13 protein-coding genes are annotated in these 16,356 nt (G+C 57.2%); 10 read left to right on the top strand and 3 right to left on the bottom strand.

The window, feature by feature from the left end:
* Positions 1-74: 74 nt before the first annotated feature.
* Positions 75-2,294: a CDC48 family AAA ATPase gene (locus MW046_RS11035; RefSeq protein WP_247993157.1), complete on the top strand. Its 2,220-nt coding sequence runs from the start codon at positions 75-77 to the stop codon at positions 2,292-2,294.
* Here MW046_RS11035 and cas6 read toward each other — a convergent pair whose 3' ends face one another.
* Positions 2,295-3,026 (bottom strand): CRISPR-associated endoribonuclease Cas6, encoded by a 732-nt coding sequence (cas6, locus tag MW046_RS11030; RefSeq protein ID WP_247993156.1) that lies wholly within the window; start codon positions 3,024-3,026, stop codon positions 2,295-2,297.
* A 55-nt stretch (positions 3,027-3,081) separates the two neighbouring features.
* Between cas6 and MW046_RS11025 the strand changes: the two genes are divergently transcribed.
* The 8 genes from MW046_RS11025 (at position 3,082) to MW046_RS10990 (ending at position 12,215) form a co-directional block, all read left to right on the top strand.
* A complete protein-coding gene (locus MW046_RS11025) occupies positions 3,082-4,308 on the top strand; it encodes a TM1812 family CRISPR-associated protein (protein ID WP_247993155.1) in 1,227 nt (408 codons plus the stop codon).
* A complete protein-coding gene (gene cas10, locus MW046_RS11020; protein WP_247993154.1) occupies positions 4,305-6,761 on the top strand; it encodes a type III-A CRISPR-associated protein Cas10/Csm1 in 2,457 nt (818 codons plus the stop codon). Before MW046_RS11025 ends, cas10 begins: the two co-directional genes overlap by 4 nt.
* A gap of 7 nt (positions 6,762-6,768) precedes the next feature.
* Positions 6,769-7,197 (top strand): type III-A CRISPR-associated protein Csm2, encoded by a 429-nt coding sequence (gene csm2, locus MW046_RS11015; RefSeq protein ID WP_247993153.1) that lies wholly within the window; start codon positions 6,769-6,771, stop codon positions 7,195-7,197.
* Positions 7,194-7,949, top strand: coding sequence for a type III-A CRISPR-associated RAMP protein Csm3 (gene csm3 / locus MW046_RS11010; RefSeq protein ID WP_247993152.1), 756 nt, complete (start codon positions 7,194-7,196; stop codon positions 7,947-7,949). The genes csm2 and csm3 overlap by 4 nt, the downstream gene beginning before the upstream one ends.
* Before the next feature lie 6 nt (positions 7,950-7,955).
* On the top strand, positions 7,956-9,062 hold the full coding sequence (gene csm4, locus MW046_RS11005; RefSeq protein ID WP_247993151.1) for a type III-A CRISPR-associated RAMP protein Csm4: 1,107 nt from the start codon (positions 7,956-7,958) through the stop codon (positions 9,060-9,062).
* Positions 9,059-10,372, top strand: a complete 1,314-nt coding sequence (gene csm5, locus MW046_RS11000) for a type III-A CRISPR-associated RAMP protein Csm5 (RefSeq protein ID WP_247993150.1) — start codon at positions 9,059-9,061, stop codon at positions 10,370-10,372. Before csm4 ends, csm5 begins: the two co-directional genes overlap by 4 nt.
* Positions 10,373-11,132: 760 nt before the next feature.
* Positions 11,133-11,372, top strand: coding sequence for a hypothetical protein (locus MW046_RS10995; RefSeq protein ID WP_247993149.1), 240 nt, complete (start codon positions 11,133-11,135; stop codon positions 11,370-11,372).
* 675 nt (positions 11,373-12,047) lie between these two features.
* Complete coding sequence (locus tag MW046_RS10990; protein ID WP_247993148.1) at positions 12,048-12,215, top strand: hypothetical protein; 168 nt, start codon at positions 12,048-12,050, stop codon at positions 12,213-12,215.
* Between the two features lie 141 nt (positions 12,216-12,356).
* Here MW046_RS10990 and MW046_RS10985 read toward each other — a convergent pair whose 3' ends face one another.
* Complete coding sequence (locus MW046_RS10985) at positions 12,357-13,451, bottom strand: DR2241 family protein (RefSeq protein WP_247993147.1); 1,095 nt, start codon at positions 13,449-13,451, stop codon at positions 12,357-12,359.
* A gap of 121 nt (positions 13,452-13,572) precedes the next feature.
* Positions 13,573-14,493: a CbiX/SirB N-terminal domain-containing protein gene (locus tag MW046_RS10980; RefSeq protein ID WP_247993146.1), complete on the bottom strand. Its 921-nt coding sequence runs from the start codon at positions 14,491-14,493 to the stop codon at positions 13,573-13,575.
* Between the two features lie 328 nt (positions 14,494-14,821).
* On the opposite strand from MW046_RS10980, the gene cysS reads away from it, so the two are divergent.
* Positions 14,822-16,312: a cysteine--tRNA ligase gene (gene cysS / locus MW046_RS10975; RefSeq protein ID WP_247993145.1), complete on the top strand. Its 1,491-nt coding sequence runs from the start codon at positions 14,822-14,824 to the stop codon at positions 16,310-16,312.
* Positions 16,313-16,356 lie beyond the last annotated feature (44 nt).

Raw genomic sequence — 16,356 nt, 5'->3', positions numbered from 1 at the left:
ACCGATTCATGTCCGTACTGCGAGCAAAAGGGCTATCACTCAGGGGGGCCGATTTCTACTAACCGCGCAGTACCATGAATGAAGTCCAACTGGAGGTGGCAAAGGCGTACCCGAATGATTCGGGACGTGGGATCGCTCGTCTCGACCCGGACACACTGCTTCATTTGAAGCTGAGTCCGGGCGACATCATCGAAATAGAGGGCAGCGATACGACCGCCGCAAAGGTGTGGCGGGCAGACCGGCAAGACTGGAACACCGATACGGTTCGTATCGACGGATTCACTCGACAGAACGCCGATGTTGGGATCGGTGAGCGGGTAAAGATCCGGAAAGCAGAAGCGAACAAGGCCGAGCAGTTGGTCCTCGCGCCGCCGGAGGAAGCGAGCGTGCAGTTCGGCAGCGATGCGGCCGGGATGGTAAAACGCCAGATCATGAAGCGACCGGTCGCCCAGCGAGACATCGTGCCCGTGATGTCGAGTACGAACCATCCGTTTATGCGCTCGCCGGGTCAGGCCATACCCTTGATCGCCGTCGAAACCGAGCCCGAGGGCGTGGTGCTCATCACCGAGGATACGGACGTCGAACTCCGTGAAGAGCCGATCTCGGGGTTCGAAAGCCGCGGTGCTGGAATCACCTACGAGGACATCGGCGGACTCCGAAACGAAATCCAGCGGGTCCGAGAGATGGTCGAGCTTCCGATGAAGCACCCACAGATCTTCAAAAAGCTCGGCATTGAGCCGCCACAGGGAGTACTCCTCCACGGGCCTCCCGGAACGGGGAAAACGCTGCTTGCAAAAGCCGTTGCGAACGAGACCTCCGCGAGTTTCTTCTCCATCGCCGGTCCGGAAATCATCTCGAAATACTACGGCGAGTCCGAACAGCAACTTCGGGAGATCTTCGAGGACGCGAGCGAGGAGTCTCCGGCCATCATCTTCATCGATGAGCTCGACTCGATCGCTCCCAAACGGGAGGACGTCACCGGCGAGGTCGAGCGCAGGGTCGTCGCCCAGCTGTTGACGATGATGGATGGGTTGGAATCGCGCGGGCAGGTCATCGTCATCGGCGCGACCAACCGCGTCGACAGCGTCGATCCGGCGCTTCGCCGCCCCGGTCGGTTCGATCGGGAGATCGAGATCGGGGTGCCCGACGAATCCGGACGGGAAGAGATCCTACAGATCCACACCCGTGGGATGCCGCTTTCGGACGACGTGAACCTCAGCACGCTCGCCGACGAGACCCACGGATTCGTCGGAGCTGATATCGAATCGCTCACGAAAGAGGCCGCCATGAAGGCGCTCCGGCGGTACCTTCCCGAGATCGATCTCGATGAGGAGGATATCCCGCCGAGTCTCATCGATCGGATGATCATCAAGCGCGGTGATTTCCAAGGCGCGCTCAACGAGGTCGATCCCAGCGCGATGCGGGAGGTGCTTGTGGAACTCCCGAAGATCACGTGGGACGACGTGGGCGGACTGAACGATCCGAAAAGTCAGGTCCAAGAGTCGATCGAATGGCCCATGAACAGCCCCGAACGGTTCGAACGGCTCGGTATTTCCCCGCCGTCGGGGGTGTTGCTGTACGGGCCACCCGGTACCGGTAAGACGCTCATGGCCAAGGCGGTGGCAAACGAGACGAACGCCAACTTCATCAGCGTTCGCGGGCCACAGCTCCTCTCGAAGTGGGTCGGTGAATCGGAGAAGGCGATCCGCCAAACGTTCCGGAAAGGGCGGCAGGTCTCGCCGACGGTCATCTTCTTCGACGAACTCGACAGTCTCGCGCCCAACCGCGGGGGAGAGGTCGGCACCAACGTTTCCGAGCGCGTGGTCAACCAACTGCTGACCGAACTCGATGGACTCGAACAGATGGAAGAAGTGATGGTCATCGCTGCGACCAACCGGCCGGATATGATCGATCCCGCGCTCATCCGTTCGGGCCGGTTCGATCGGCTGGTCTACATCGGCGAGCCAGAACTCGAAGGCAGAAAGCAAATCTTCCAGATTCATACCGACGACACGCCGCTTGCCCCCGACGTGAGCCTCCGAGAGCTCGCGGAACTCACGAACGGGTACGTCGGCAGCGACATCGAGAGCATCTGTCGGGAGGCCGCCATCGAAGCGCTTCGGGACGATCCCGAAACTGAAGACGTCGAGATGCGCCACTTCCGCAAGGCGATGGAGTCGGTGCGGCCGACGATCACCGACGACATCCGCGGGTATTACGAACAGATCGAAGACCGGTTCCGGGGCGGTCAGGATATGGTCGAACAACAGGGCGAGCGGATCGGCTTCCAGTGATCACGCGTCGTTGATGAACCCGAACCCGGTCGTGTTCAGCTCACCGAGTCCGGCGCTGTACGCGAGGCGCATCAACCGGTGTTCGGCACGGGTGTGACAGTCGTACTGTAACTCCCACGTCGTTGCGATCGTCTGCACCACCTCATCATCATAGTGTAATGGAATAGCCACTTCCTTTTTCGGGATTAGATCGGTGAAGTACGGACGTTCTGGGGGATCACGGTCGTAGTACTGTCGATATTTCGTGGCGAGATTCCGCTCGATCTCGTTTTGGAACGCCTCCTCGGGATGCTCCAATCGCCAGTACACATCGTCGTACTCTGCGTCGATCCCGTACGATTCACACCGGCTTTCCGGGATCCGAACCACGATCGGCGTGCCGGTTTCGACGGTAGCGTGCTCTTCAGGCGTGATCTCGAACTCCGAGGTGTACTCGACGACGTACCGTTGCTCACCGACCGAAACGGTGTCGTACTCCCTGATGGTCTCTGAGAACTTCCGGATGAGATGCTCGTGGGGGCTGGCGACGAGCCACGTTCGTCGATCGCCCTCGCTCATGTCTGTCGGTGGGAAGATGTTCGAAAAGGTTACGAATTTGAATGGATTCTCTTCATGGACGAACTCGTATCCTGCTTCCGCGAGAATCCGGTATAGAAGGCCTTGGAGTTTAATATGGTAGGCAGAGGTGTACGATTGTCGTTGAGTCGATCGCAGCTTCACGAGACAACGCATAACGTAACGTGAGCCACAGGATTTATTAACTGTATCGACCTTTGATCGGTCACTTATGAATGAGGAAACACTCCTCGTCTCTAGTATGGGGACAGGAGGCAAAGACGGGTATTCTGAGACCGATTACGCGCTTGATGATGACAGTTATTCAACAGAATTCAGCCCGGTCGCACTCTCTGAACTGGTGGAGGTCGATCGTGCACTCGTTGCGAGGACTGAGGAAGCGGCAGATGAGTACGACGAGGAACTGGAACAAGCGTTTGGAGAGGTGAATGTTCCATGCGAATTCGAAGATATATCAGATGTAGAAAATAGAGAAGAAATTGATGCGCTCATGCAAAGATTGATCGAAATGATTCGGGAGCGCGATCCAGATCGAGTGGTACTTGACATCACGTATGGATTCCGCACGCTCCCGATGGTGTTTTTCACGACGATTATGCATCTCGACGCGCTCGATGACATTGAACTCGCCCGGATCTACTACGGGAAGTTTCAGGGTAAAAACGAGGAGTCACCGATTATTGATATGACATATCTCCATACGCTGATGGAGTGGTATCATGCGGTGAATACGTTTAAACGAACGGGGGAGCTTCGACCGATCCATGCGCTTCTTGAAGAGCGTAAAGGGAAACTATATAAAGGTAGTGATAAAATTAATCCAACGAATCTTGACGATTTTGTGAGTGGACTTGGTGGGACTAGTCAGAATCTTGATGGTGGCCTACCGCTCAAGGCTGGAACTGCAGCTCGATCCACTCTCAATGAGATAGAAACGATTGAGGATGGCCAACTTATCGGTCCTGAAGAACGCTTTCTCAACCCGCTTTCAGATTTACTCGAAAGAACCGCTGTCGAGGGGAGTTCTCGAAACTGGAACGAAATATCGCTTGATTTTGATGAGATCCATCGTCAGAGGGAGATCATTAGATTTTATGTCAAGAAAGGCCAATATCGGGTGGCGCTTGAGTGTGCAAGGGAGCTGTTCATCAATCGGGTCATACTGGAAGAAAGAGCAGATCTTGATAACTGGCTCGATGATAACGGGATTCGAGACACTGTAACTGAACAGCTTGGTAAGCAACGCGAAAAGCAAAAGAACACCGACATGGAGATCGCTGCGATCTCGCTCTGGAATCAACTCGGAAATTATCGGAACTGGTACGCCCACTCCGGATTCAAAACGGAGGACAAACCTACGGACACTAAAATCGAGAGCACTCTCTCCGAACTCTGCGAAAAGATCGATGACGATGAATACTGGTCGGAAATCATATGACGGCGTCAGCACCCTCCTACCAGTTGGCGTGTCTGTTCAGTGAGATCGGGCGGCTCCGAAGCCGGACTAACCCCGATCTCGATCACGCCGAGCAGACGGTGACGTTCCTCCGAGAGCGGATCGGTGACGACCGGGCGGCGCGGTTGGTCGAACTGCACCACGCTGATTCGATGCCTCGGGGTATCTCGGAAGATCTTCGTCGAGAGGCGCTCGTGGTGCGAGCAGCGAGTCAACTCGCGTCGGATCATGGGAGTGTCGATACAGACGAGAAGCCGATCCGGCTTCAAAGCGTGTTCAACGCCGTTTCGGAGGATGAGATCAGAGACACGTATCCACTCTCGAAGCTGTCCATCGATCGGGAGACGTTGTTTCCGAAAAGCGCTGGGGACCACTCCCAGACGGCCGAATTTGGGTACGAAAAGCTGTGGAACAGACTCACCGAGGAGATCAAGCAAGGAGACAGCTACGAGACGCTCGTGCACCTCCTCGAAAAGTACACGTGGTGCGTTCCGGCGTTTCCCGACACGCCCGCGCTCTCGCTGTACGACCACCTGCGCACGACGGCCGCTATCGGGGTCGCGCTCTGCCGATCCGACCTCGAAGCCAGCGATATCCGAGCGATTGCGAACGAAACGGAGAGTACGAACGGAGACGGGAAGAGATCGTGTTTCACGCTCGTGAAAGGCGATCTCTCGGGGATTCAGTCGTTTCTCCACCGGATGAAAAACGCCGACGACGCTCAGGACAACATCGCCAAGCGCATGCGCGGCCGGAGCACCCAGCTGTGGCTGCTCACCGAGAGCCTCAGCACGCTGTTTCTCGAGCAGATGGAGCTGCCGAGCACGAGTGTGATCTGGAGCGGCGGCGGGCAGTTCTACGCGGTCGTACCACCGATCGAGACGGACTCGGAGACCGACGCCGTCTCGGAGCAGTTGGCAGAGTTCGAACGAGGGATCAACACCGAACTGTTCGAACGGTTCGCAGGAGAACTCAGCTTCGTGGTGGGTCGCGCCGACGCGGACGGCTCGGCAGACTCGTTTGACGGGCTGTTCGAACGCGTGGCACGCGACAGCGACAGGCGGAAGCTCAGAAAAGGAAAATCGATCGCATCGGTGTATGAAACGCCCATCATCGACGAATGGAACGACGAACCCCGATTCGAGCCGTGTCAGATCTGTGGCGGGGACAAACCTCACGGAGAAGACCGGTGTCACGAGTGTGAAACGCAGGAGGCGATCGGCAAGGAGCTCCCCGACTCGGGGATTCTCCGGCTCGAATTCGAGTCCGATCCGGACAGCAGGGACGACGACCAGTTCCAGTTCGGTCGGGAGCTATCTGATGGTCCCGTCTGCTGGCAGTTCGCGTCCACAGCCGGGACGGCCGATCGAGTGTACTCGGTGAACTCGACCGAACGCCCCGGATCGATCGATCCTTGGGGGTTCGTCTCCGCCGGGACGACCGTGCCCTACGATGGTGGCATCAGTCGCGTCTGGTCGTTCCCCGAACAAGCCCAGCTCGCCAGAAGCGAGGAGGCGTTCAACCACGTGGTGAAGATGGACATCGACGACCTCGGGCAGACGATCTCATCCGCGATGGATCACGGCCCGGCCCGGCTCGGTGCGGTTGGGCGAACGCTGTCGCTGTTCTTCGAGGGCTACCTCAACGAACTTGCCAAGGAATGTTCCTACGTGCACGCTGTCGACCTGTGTTCGGAGTGTGAAAAGCAACTTGAAGAGATGGACGAGCGGACGGTCGAACACCGGCGTGAATGCGAACCGGATGAGGCGTCCTACTACCGATTGACTGACGAACAGGATGTTCCTCACGAGGAGTGTGTCGAGCGCATTCCACCGATCTACATCGGCTTCTCGGGTGGTGACGACCTGTTTTTCGTCGGACCATGGGATGAGGCAGTCGACTTCGGGCGCGAGATCCGAGCGCAGTTAGCGGCGTACTGCTCGGAGACGCTCACCATCAGTGGGGGGTTCTACCGAATGAAACCGAAGTATCCGATCGGACGGGCGATCGAACACGCAGAAGAGCGACTCGAACGCGCGAAATCGTTTCCCGATGGAGCAGGCGAGAAAAACGCCGCATGGCTGTTCGGAGAGACCCAGAGCTGGGTCAGCGATAGCGATCCCAGCATGTTAGATCTGATCGATCTCGGACAAGAGCTAGAGACGTTGATAGCCGACGAAACGCTGTCTCGATCGTTCCTACACACCCTCCTCGAACTGGGGCAGGACATCGATTCAGCGGGCGTGGGACCCGAACCGGTTCCGACTGGTGTCAAGCGGACGTGGACCGTGAAATACGCGCTCGCGCGGCACGTCGCAGGAGAGCAAGAGGATGACCTAACGGATGTGATCGAGGACGGATTAGAAGACGATATCGTGAGATCCCTGTCACAGATCACCGTCCCGATCTCGTGGGCGGCGTTGACAACGAGGTGATCGACTCATGACGACACTGAACAACGCGGACGAAATCAACGACAAGGGCGAATCGTACGGGGAATGTTTCGCAGACGCAGGCATTTCCAAAACGCAGTTACGGAGGATCTATTCACAAATCAAAGACGCAGAACGCGAGTACGAGAACCAGAACGAAGAGCAAGCAAAAGATCAGCTGAAACTTCTCCGACCACTTCTCTTTCGAATGGCCGCTCGTGACGCTGGCTCGGGGAACGAGGGAGAAAACGAAGAAGAGAACGAGTCAGAAGATGAGAACGAAGCCAGTGGGATGGAGATGGTCAAAGATGAGATCTGGTGTCAAATCGAGACGGCTGTGGACGGCGACGGCGATCTAGAGCGATTCTTTCAACTCATGGAGGCGACGGTCGCGTACCATTACTACTACGACACGATGAAGGAGGACGAAGACGAATGAGACTGCTTGGACACGTCGAATTGAACTGCACGCTCACCTGTGAAACAGGGCTTCACATCGGTGATGAAGGGGCACTCGAAATCGGCGGCGTTGATGGCCCTGTCGTGAAAGAGCCGACCGAGGGGTATCCCTACGTTCCAGGTTCCTCGCTCAAAGGAAAGATGCGTTCTCTGCTGGAGTGGCACGAAGGCAAAGTCGATTCTGAGGGAGATACACACGAGTGTGGGGATGCAGACGCCGTTTCGTGTCCTATCTGTCGCGTCTTTGGCACGCCTGCCGATATCGACGCGAATACTGGTCCGACTCGTCTCTCCGTCCGGGACGCGTTTCCGACCGAGGAGACCAAAATTAGATGGGAAGAGGAGTTCGACACCGTACTTCCGTACACGGAGATCAAAACAGAGAACTCGATCAACCGGATCACGGCGGCGGCGAACGTTCGGAGCAACGAGCGCGTTCCGAAAGATTCGGAGTTCGACTGTGAATTCGTCTACGGCGTGTACGATCTCGACGATGGTGGGCAGCCCGACTTAGACAACCTCGCTCTCATCGAGCAGGGGCTTTCCTTGCTCGAAGATTCGTGGCTCGGGGGCAGTGGTTCTCGGGGATACGGATCAGTAACGTTCGATGATCTGAGATACACCGCCCGAACAGCCGACGATTACCGCTCCAGAGGGACTGCATCCGATGAGACGAGGGACAGAGACGAAATGACGCTCGATGAGATACGGGAACTGTTCGAGGACGTATAACGGACGATGAAATCAGTAGTACTCTCTCCTGACGGACCGTTCAGTGAGATTCCTCATTCAGACACGTTGTTCGGAGCGATCTGCTGGGGTATTCGGGACTTGCACGGGAACAAATTCCTCGAAGACGTTCTCGCACAGTTCAAGGCGGGAAAACCGCCGTTTCGGATTTCATCACTGTTTCCGCTGCTCGATGGGAATGACCGGACGTTCCTCCTTGCGAAGCCGCGGCTCCCTCTGCTCCAAGCTGGCTGTGAGGAGATGACCAACGAGCGCCTCGCTGCACTCACGGCGTGGCAGAAGATCAAGTACATCCCCGCTGATCTCTTTTCGATGATCGCACGGGGAACGCTCACTGACGGGGAGCTGTTGGACGGGTTCGATGATGAGACGCTCACCGTCGATGGCGACCGATACGACCGCAAAAACAGCGTGTTGGTTCCGGCTGGTACGGTGGCAGATCAACCGCCGTTCAAGACCGTCGAACGGACGCGCAACGCCGTCAACCGGCTGACTGGTTCGACAGACGGCTCGCTCTTTCACCGCGACGCCGTGTTTTTCCCTGACGATGGCGGGCTTCACGTCTGTGTTGATGGGGATACAGATCTCGTCTTAGATGGGCTTGCGGTCGCTCAGGATCGAGGCATCGGTGGCGATACATCAATTGGACACGGCCAGTTCCGTATCAAGGGCGTCGAATCCGTCGATGTCCCCGAACCCACCGATGAGTGGGTCTGTTCGCTGTCTCTGTGCATTCCCCATCCAGAGGAGATGGAACCGTTTCTTTCGGAGGGATATTACGAACTCGAACCGCGCAAAGGGGTTGTCGAGAACTCGCTTACCTCCCCCGAGAACATCTGGAAAAAGCGCGTGCTCACACTGGCGGAGGGATCGATCCTGCCACGAAAACAGGAACCAAGTGAGCGAGCGGGGAGTGACACACTCACTGACGCCAGCCGTGGGGGTGACTCCAGAACAACCACGACCTCCGTGAAGAACACGTATGGGTACAATCCCATCGTTGCCAACCATCCAGAATACAACGTCCAACAGTACGGCTACGCGCTGCCGGTCGGCATTGACGAGCGCGCTGTCGCTTCGGGTGATCGGGAATGAAGCGGGAGAACGAACTGACGATCGACTTGGAACTGACGGTCAAATCGCCGGTGCATATCGGAACTGGCGACACTCAGGTTGGGAACGAGTATCGGATCGATGGAGCGGACGCGGAGGCCATCGATATACCACGGTACCTTGATGACAATCCCGGCAAGGCCGAAGACGTTATCTCGGTGATGAAAGACGAGATGAGCATGGCTGGCCTGCCCGATGTCGAGGAGTCGTATGCGCGGTATCCACTTCGGGCGTGGGTCGATTCGGAGTCGATTCGGGGGAGTCCAGTTCAGGTAGCGATCAAAGACGGGACCAACACGCCGTACATCCCCGGATCGAGTCTGAAGGGGTGGCTCAGGACCGCACTGGCCTATCGGGTGCTCGATGAGAAGACGAAAGGGTCGTTCCTGAAGAAAGCCATCGCAGACGTAGACGAAGATGAAGATATCACAGCGTTGTTCCGGTCTGAAAGCGGCGATTTGAAGAGTGATCTGCTACGATGTGTGACGATTCGGGACGCCCATCCGGTTTCCGATCCAACGCTTGCGCTCTGTGAAATCGACACGAGACGGTACAAGTCTGCGGAACGGGACGATGAGTCACAAGAAACGGGCGATCCCTCGTGGATGGGGTTTTCTCCGACTTACGCCGAATTCCTGCTCCCAACCGAGAGCCTCGATACTGCAACGCAGGCGACGTTTACGACGGAGATTCAAGTTGATATCGGATTGTTACAACGGCTACTCGGATCTCGTGCCGAGCCAGACGTTACCGTGTTCGGAGATGAGTTGACGAAAGACAGGATTCAGGCGACGATCATCGATGCACTGCAGCGCTTCCAGCAGGGAGTGATTAGTGAAGAACGCAGCATCTTGTTCGGATGGCCTGATTCGGAGAACACTGTAATGGATAACTTTTACGAGGAGCGACTGAAGCGATTCATCAGCGATCCGTCTGAGAAGGATATTCTGTTCCGGGTGGGAGCAAACACCGGTCAGTATTCGAAGACAGTTATGGAAGTGCTACCCGCGAGGACGAAGATTCTGACGAACGTCGATGATACGCTGTCGCACAAGAATGAGACGGACTGCGGTGGCGAACTCTCTATAGAAGACGACGAAACGGATACGCTGTCATGTGAAGAGTGTGGTGAGGTTGTCGAACCAACATTCAGACAGGTAGATCAGTTCCCAAAAACGCGGCGAGGCGTGCAGAGGTTGGAAGCGGATCCTAGCGAGGACACTGATGACTCAACCGAGTGGCAGTACTATCCCCTCGGCTGGATCGAGGCCTCGCTTCGTGGACCTTTATAACGTCCGTGTACAGGGGGGGTCCACGAAGAGGACGGTCGATGAGACCGATGGAGAAAGCTTTATTGGATCGCTCCACGGATTTTCACCCCCTCTTTCAACTGTGCCAGCGGCGACGAAGGCATTGAAACTCCACATTTCATGGTCCATCGAGAATTGAGCATACGCTTTCAACTGTGCCAGCGGCGACGAAGGCATTGAAACTCCAAGAAGACTTGATTCCTTTCCGTGTCGGATGCTCTTTCAACTGTGCCAGCGGCGACGAAGGCATTGAAACACATTGTGATCCAGACGTATACACTGTATTATGCTTTCTTTCAACTGTGCCAACAGCGGGTCAGGCATGAAACTGTACTGGCTGAGGCCTTCTCGGACCAGACGGGCCTCTTTCAACTGTGCCAGCAGCCACCAAGGCATTGAAACAGGCTCAAATCCGTAGCCCTCGACGATTTCCGGATTCTACTGAGCCAAATCAACAGCATCACACCACCCCGACAGCCGTTAGTTCCATCAACACGCGGTCACGACCATCATCCGACCGGAGAACCTGACCGCTCACGTATCCATCGCCACTGGTAGCCATCGCCCCCGATTCGGTCTAACGAACCAATATAACGACACGATCGACACGATGGCCTAGAGTTTTATATCATAACGGGGCAACGATGAGATCGGAGGCCGAACACGAGATAAGCCCCACACGGATTGTGTAGGTGCCGGGTGCTGGAACCACCCGACAATGGTCTCCACTGAAGCAAAGACCATGTTCGATTCTGATCCAAACGACCTTGAAGGTACCGACGTACTCAAGAACGACATCGAAGAGACGATCCTGCGCTACTGCTGGGCCAAAACCGACGAATGTCCGGCGTGTGGCTGTGAGACCTCGCTTCGCATCGGCGTCGAGACGGCAGGCGAGGAGGTGGTGAATGCTCCGGACTGCCAGCTGTGTGATGCCGTAGTCACAGCAGTCACCGACGGCGTCGAGTTCGATCTCGTCTGACCGGATCCGGACAGTAGTGCTGGTCCTTCGTGGACCTTTATAACGTCCGTGTACAGGGGGGGTCCACGAAGAGGACGGTCGATGAGACCGATGGAGAAAGCTTTATTGGAGTTCTCCACGGATTTTCACCCCCTCTTTCAACTGTGCCAGCGGCAACTCAGGCATTGAAACGCGCGTTGCTCTTTCGCTTCGCCCAGAGACCCACCTCTTTCAACTGTGCCAGCGGTGACGAAGGCATTGAAACTCGTTCGTTTCTGCGTTCATAGGGTTTGAGCAGTGCTTTCAACTGTGCCAGCAGCCACCAAGGCATCCAAACGATCCGCCCTCAACCAACACCACCGATCAAGTAGCAAATCAAACAAAAACATCCAGCCACTAGTGACAAAACACTAACAAACAACGCGTGAACGGTAGATCTCCAACGACAGGACACCACAGTCGATGGTGCAATCGTGACGGAAACACCGGTACGAACACGTTTTTGCGGAAGAGGTTGCTGTTTGTGTATGATTTAAGATATCAGATCACATCGTTGTAGATCACATCAGCAATGTGTTGAGACGACCGGAGCAATCATGTCAGTCGAGGTACTGCTGGTGTGACCGAGACACCAATGATGGACAGTGAGTCCAGCTTGCGACACAACAGCAACGAAACGACGATCGAGGGAGAGAGATGACGACCGCCGAGGTTTTGCAAGGTCCGGATGAACGGCTATTCATTCACGTTCACACCGGAGACGTAACGTTACTAACAGAAATCAAAGAGGAGGAGTACGATCTCCTCAAGCAGACAGTTCGGAGTCCTCATCCGCTCCGAAAGCGGCACCCATACGAACAATGATACACGAATGCGCGGAGTGTGGCAGCTACCTCATAAAAGAAACACACGCAGATGGCATCTGGATGTGCGCCGACTGTGGTACCGTGATGCACGAATAACGATCGAAGCGCAGCGAGGAGGTGACGAGTAGCAGCGGGAGTTTCAGTTTTCGGTGTCGTCCTCTGATGTCGGTACTCCTGAGAGCCGTCCGTGCTCATCGAAGCGTTTTGCGCGGAGATATCTGGCGCGGTATCTGTTCGCACCGTCATCGGTGTCGGCTTCCCGGATCTCCTCAGTGCGTCCCTCCGCCACGGCGTCGATGAGCGTTTCCAACTGCTCTTTCTCGCTTGGCGTGAGTTCGAACGTGTATTCACGCGGCTGTTCCCGTTCGAGCAGCGTCAACTTTCGGGCGACGGCGATGACGAGCGAGCACGGTTCTCGACACGGGAACACGCCGTCACCACGAGGGGTATCGAGCGGTTCGTCGTCGGATTCGTCCCACTGCCGGCGCTTGAGACACTGTGAGTCCACACAGCACGCTTCGGTGAGCCATTCGAGTTGGTCACCGCCGAGTTCCTCGATGAGATCGTAGATCCCCGTCTGTCGCTGTGCCGTCTCTCGCCAATGCGACACGTCGAGTTCACCGTGTCGTTCGAGATACCAGTTGTGAACCGTCGCGGGATAAAGGAAATCGATCGTCCGGAGCAGCTCATGACCGCTCAGGTCGGCGAACAGCCAGCCCGTCCGGAGCGTCGGGGCGGTTTTGAGCGGTCGGTAATGCCCATCGTCGTCGTGTTTCGCGATTTCGCGCGCATCAAGGGGATCGTCGTACACCGCCAACTCCGCGCGATCCGTATTCGTATCGTTCTCGTGACGGATCGAATATCGGCGTTGAGCCTCATCTCTATCGAGCGTCGTCGTGATGGAAAGTTCTCCCCACAGACGGGTGAGTCCCCCCTCCGAAAGGGCGTCATACCGTTGTGGAACGGCCAGCCCATCGGCGTGTTCGAGCCACCGAAGATACGTCTGTTCGCTGTCCGTGCGATCGATCCGTGTCCAGTGATACCAGTTGGTAACGTACGCGTTATTGGCTGTCGCAACGTCGGCCAGTTCGGCAGCGTCCAGTCCGGTATGGCGTTCGTCGGGGATGGCAAACGTGTAGGTGCCGTCGTCGACAGTGACCGAGAGACCGTCAAAGGAGACGCCGGTGTCGGCCGCATCTCGAAGCGCCGCGATGTGGGATCGAGAGACCGTCACAGCACCCACCTCATGGGGGTGTCAGAGCACGCTCGACACACCCATCGTGATCGTCGTCGTGGATGTCGTTCCATACGTTCACTCCGTCCTGAGCGGGGTAAACAGCCACGATCCGGATCGCTCACGGCTCTCCGACGACGACATCGCGGGTCTCACGGGTCGATCGTCGTACCCGTTCGATCGCGTCGCTGATCTCTGCTCCGGCATCGCTCGCCCGTTCGAGGATCGCGTCGGCCAACAACGGTTCCGTCCCCACGGCCCCGGAGTACCAGATTCGGGTCTCCCCGACTGTCCCCGGAACGGGGTACTCACCGGGACCGTCGGTTGGAAGGCCCATATCCGCCGGGATGTCCTCCTGTGTGTGAAAGCCGTCAGCGACGAACAAGGGAACGACCACGACGTCTTCGCTCTCGAAATGATCGGTGATATCGTCAACTTCCGGGGATTCATCCATGAACAGTGCCCGGACTTCCTCGAAATCGTGTTGCTCACGGATGCGATCGGCGTGATAGTGGATCGCCTTCGCGCTGTTCTCGTTGCGTTCCGTGCCATGGCCGACGACAGCCAACCCAAAGCCCGGTCCGACGGTCGGATCGTCCGTCACGCTCCGAGCGCGCTGGATGATGACGTCGGCCATCGAATCGTGTGTGCCGACAGGACCACAATAATGCACCGTCGTCCCGGTGTCAGCCGCCTCGTAGGTGGCGTGGTCGGCGCTGGTGCCGTCTGACTCCCACGCCGAGACGTCCCATCCATCGAGACGAAGCTCGCGCGGGATCACCTGCTCGGTGAAATACCCCTCGCTGATAAACAACGGAACCACGAACACCTCATCGGCCTCAACGATACGGAGAACCTCACGAACTGACGGCTCTTCCTTCCAGAACGTCTCTCGAACCACGTCGAACGCCCCCGATTCCCGGATGGTGTCGGCGTGAGCGAACGTCGGCGCACTCGAATCCGGATTCAGATGCGAGCCGTGGGCGACGATGACCAACGCCTGTTTGGTGTCGGTGCCGGATCGGGCGTGGACGCGAGACATACCTCGGCTACGAACGGAGTAGGGTTATCGCCTTCGTTCTGGTTGGCACGAGTCGATTTTCCATCCACGACGAGGACTGATGTCGTGGAGAGTACGAATCAGTATAATTCGAGATGGGGTCACGCAAATCGCTCCGCGATTTGCTGGATTCGAGAAATCCACGATTTCCTTGACGTCCCGTACCGCAGGGTGGGATAGTTGGCAGTCTACGATACGACCTGTTCTCTCGATTTGAACGCCCCACTCTCGCGGTCGAACAAAACCTGCTAGCAGAACAAGCCCCACGGCTCCGACGGCTTGAAAGGCCCCCCTGTGGTACCGGCATGTAATGACGATACGTGTATCGAACACATTAACGGGCGAGCAAGAGGCGTTCGAGTCGGAAGACGACACTGTGCTCCTGTACGTCTGTGGACTCACCACGTCCGACCCTGCCCATCTCGGGCACGCACGGTTGTGGGTTCACGCCGACGTTGTCGACCGGTGGCTCTCCTACCGGGGGTACAACGTGCGTCACGTAGAGAACTTCACCGACGTGAACGAGAAGATCGTCGCCCGCGTCGGTGAGAACGATCTCGGTGAGACGGAGAAAGCGGTCGCCCAAACCTACACCGAGCGCACGATCGAGGACATGCGGTCACTCAATCTCAAGCGGACGGAGGTGTACCCCCGGGTGAGCGAGCACGTCCCGGAGATCGTCGAGCTGATCGAAACACTGATCGATCGGGGATACGCCTACGAATCCAACGGATCAGTGTACTTCGACACGACGCGCTTTGACGACTATGGGGCGCTCTCGAACCAGTCGATCGAGGAGTTACAAGCCCAAGGCCCAGAGGACGAACGGGCAGAAAAGCGCCACCCGACTGATTTCGCGCTCTGGAAGGCAGGAGGTGTCACGCCCGATGAGGTCGAATCACACCGTCATGAGGACGCACATGACGCCGAAACGGCAGCCAAAACCAGTCGTACGTGGGACTCGCCGTGGGGCGAAGGCCGACCGGGGTGGCACATCGAGTGCTCGGCAATGTCGATGAGCCATCTCGACGAGACCATCGACATCCACATGGGTGGACAGGACCTCGTGTTTCCCCACCACGAAAACGAGATCGCCCAGAGTGAGGCGGCGACCGGCGAGCAGTTCGCGCGCTACTGGCTACACGTTCGGCTGCTAGACACCGGCGAAGAGAAGATGAGTTCAAGTCTCGGAAACTTCTCGACCGTTCGGGAAGCGATCGAATCGGTCGGCACGAACAGCGTCCGCACGTTCTTGTTGTCGACCGCTTACAACAGCCGGCAGACGTTTTCTGACGCAACGCTGCATGAGGCAACCGAACGGTGGGACCGTCTCGAACGAGCCTACGACCGTGCAGTCGACGCGCTCGACAGCGCTGAGGCCCTAGCAACGGTCGACGACGAGCAGCTCCGTACTGCCGTTGATGATGCAACCGAATCGTTCGAGTCGGCGATGGACGACGATTTCAACACCCGAGAGGCACTTACTGCGTTGCTCGACATCGCCACGGCCGTCAACCGCCACACGGACGACAGCGAATACGACTACACGGGCCTCAAAGCCGCAGTCGACGCGTTCGAGTGCCTCGGTGGCCACGTGCTCGGACTCGCGTTCGAGGACGACACCGAGGGAAGCGTTACCGTCGCTGCAGAAGCGATCGAGCTTGTCCTCGAACTCCGCGAGGAAGAACGCGCCAACGGCAACTACGAGCGCGCTGATGCACTCCGCGATTCGCTTACGGAACTCGGTGTCGAAGTCGAGGACACCGACGATGGGCCCGAGTTTCGGCTCCCGGATGCGTGATACGTACGGATAACATCGTTCGGCCACAAGTTATTAACCAGCTC

The sequence above is a fragment of the Halocatena salina genome, assembly GCF_023115355.1.
GTDB classification, from domain to species: Archaea; Halobacteriota; Halobacteria; order Halobacteriales; family Haloarculaceae; genus Halocatena; species Halocatena salina.
Note: the sequence above shows the minus strand (reverse complement) of the source record. Positions and strands in the feature narration are given on the sequence as shown.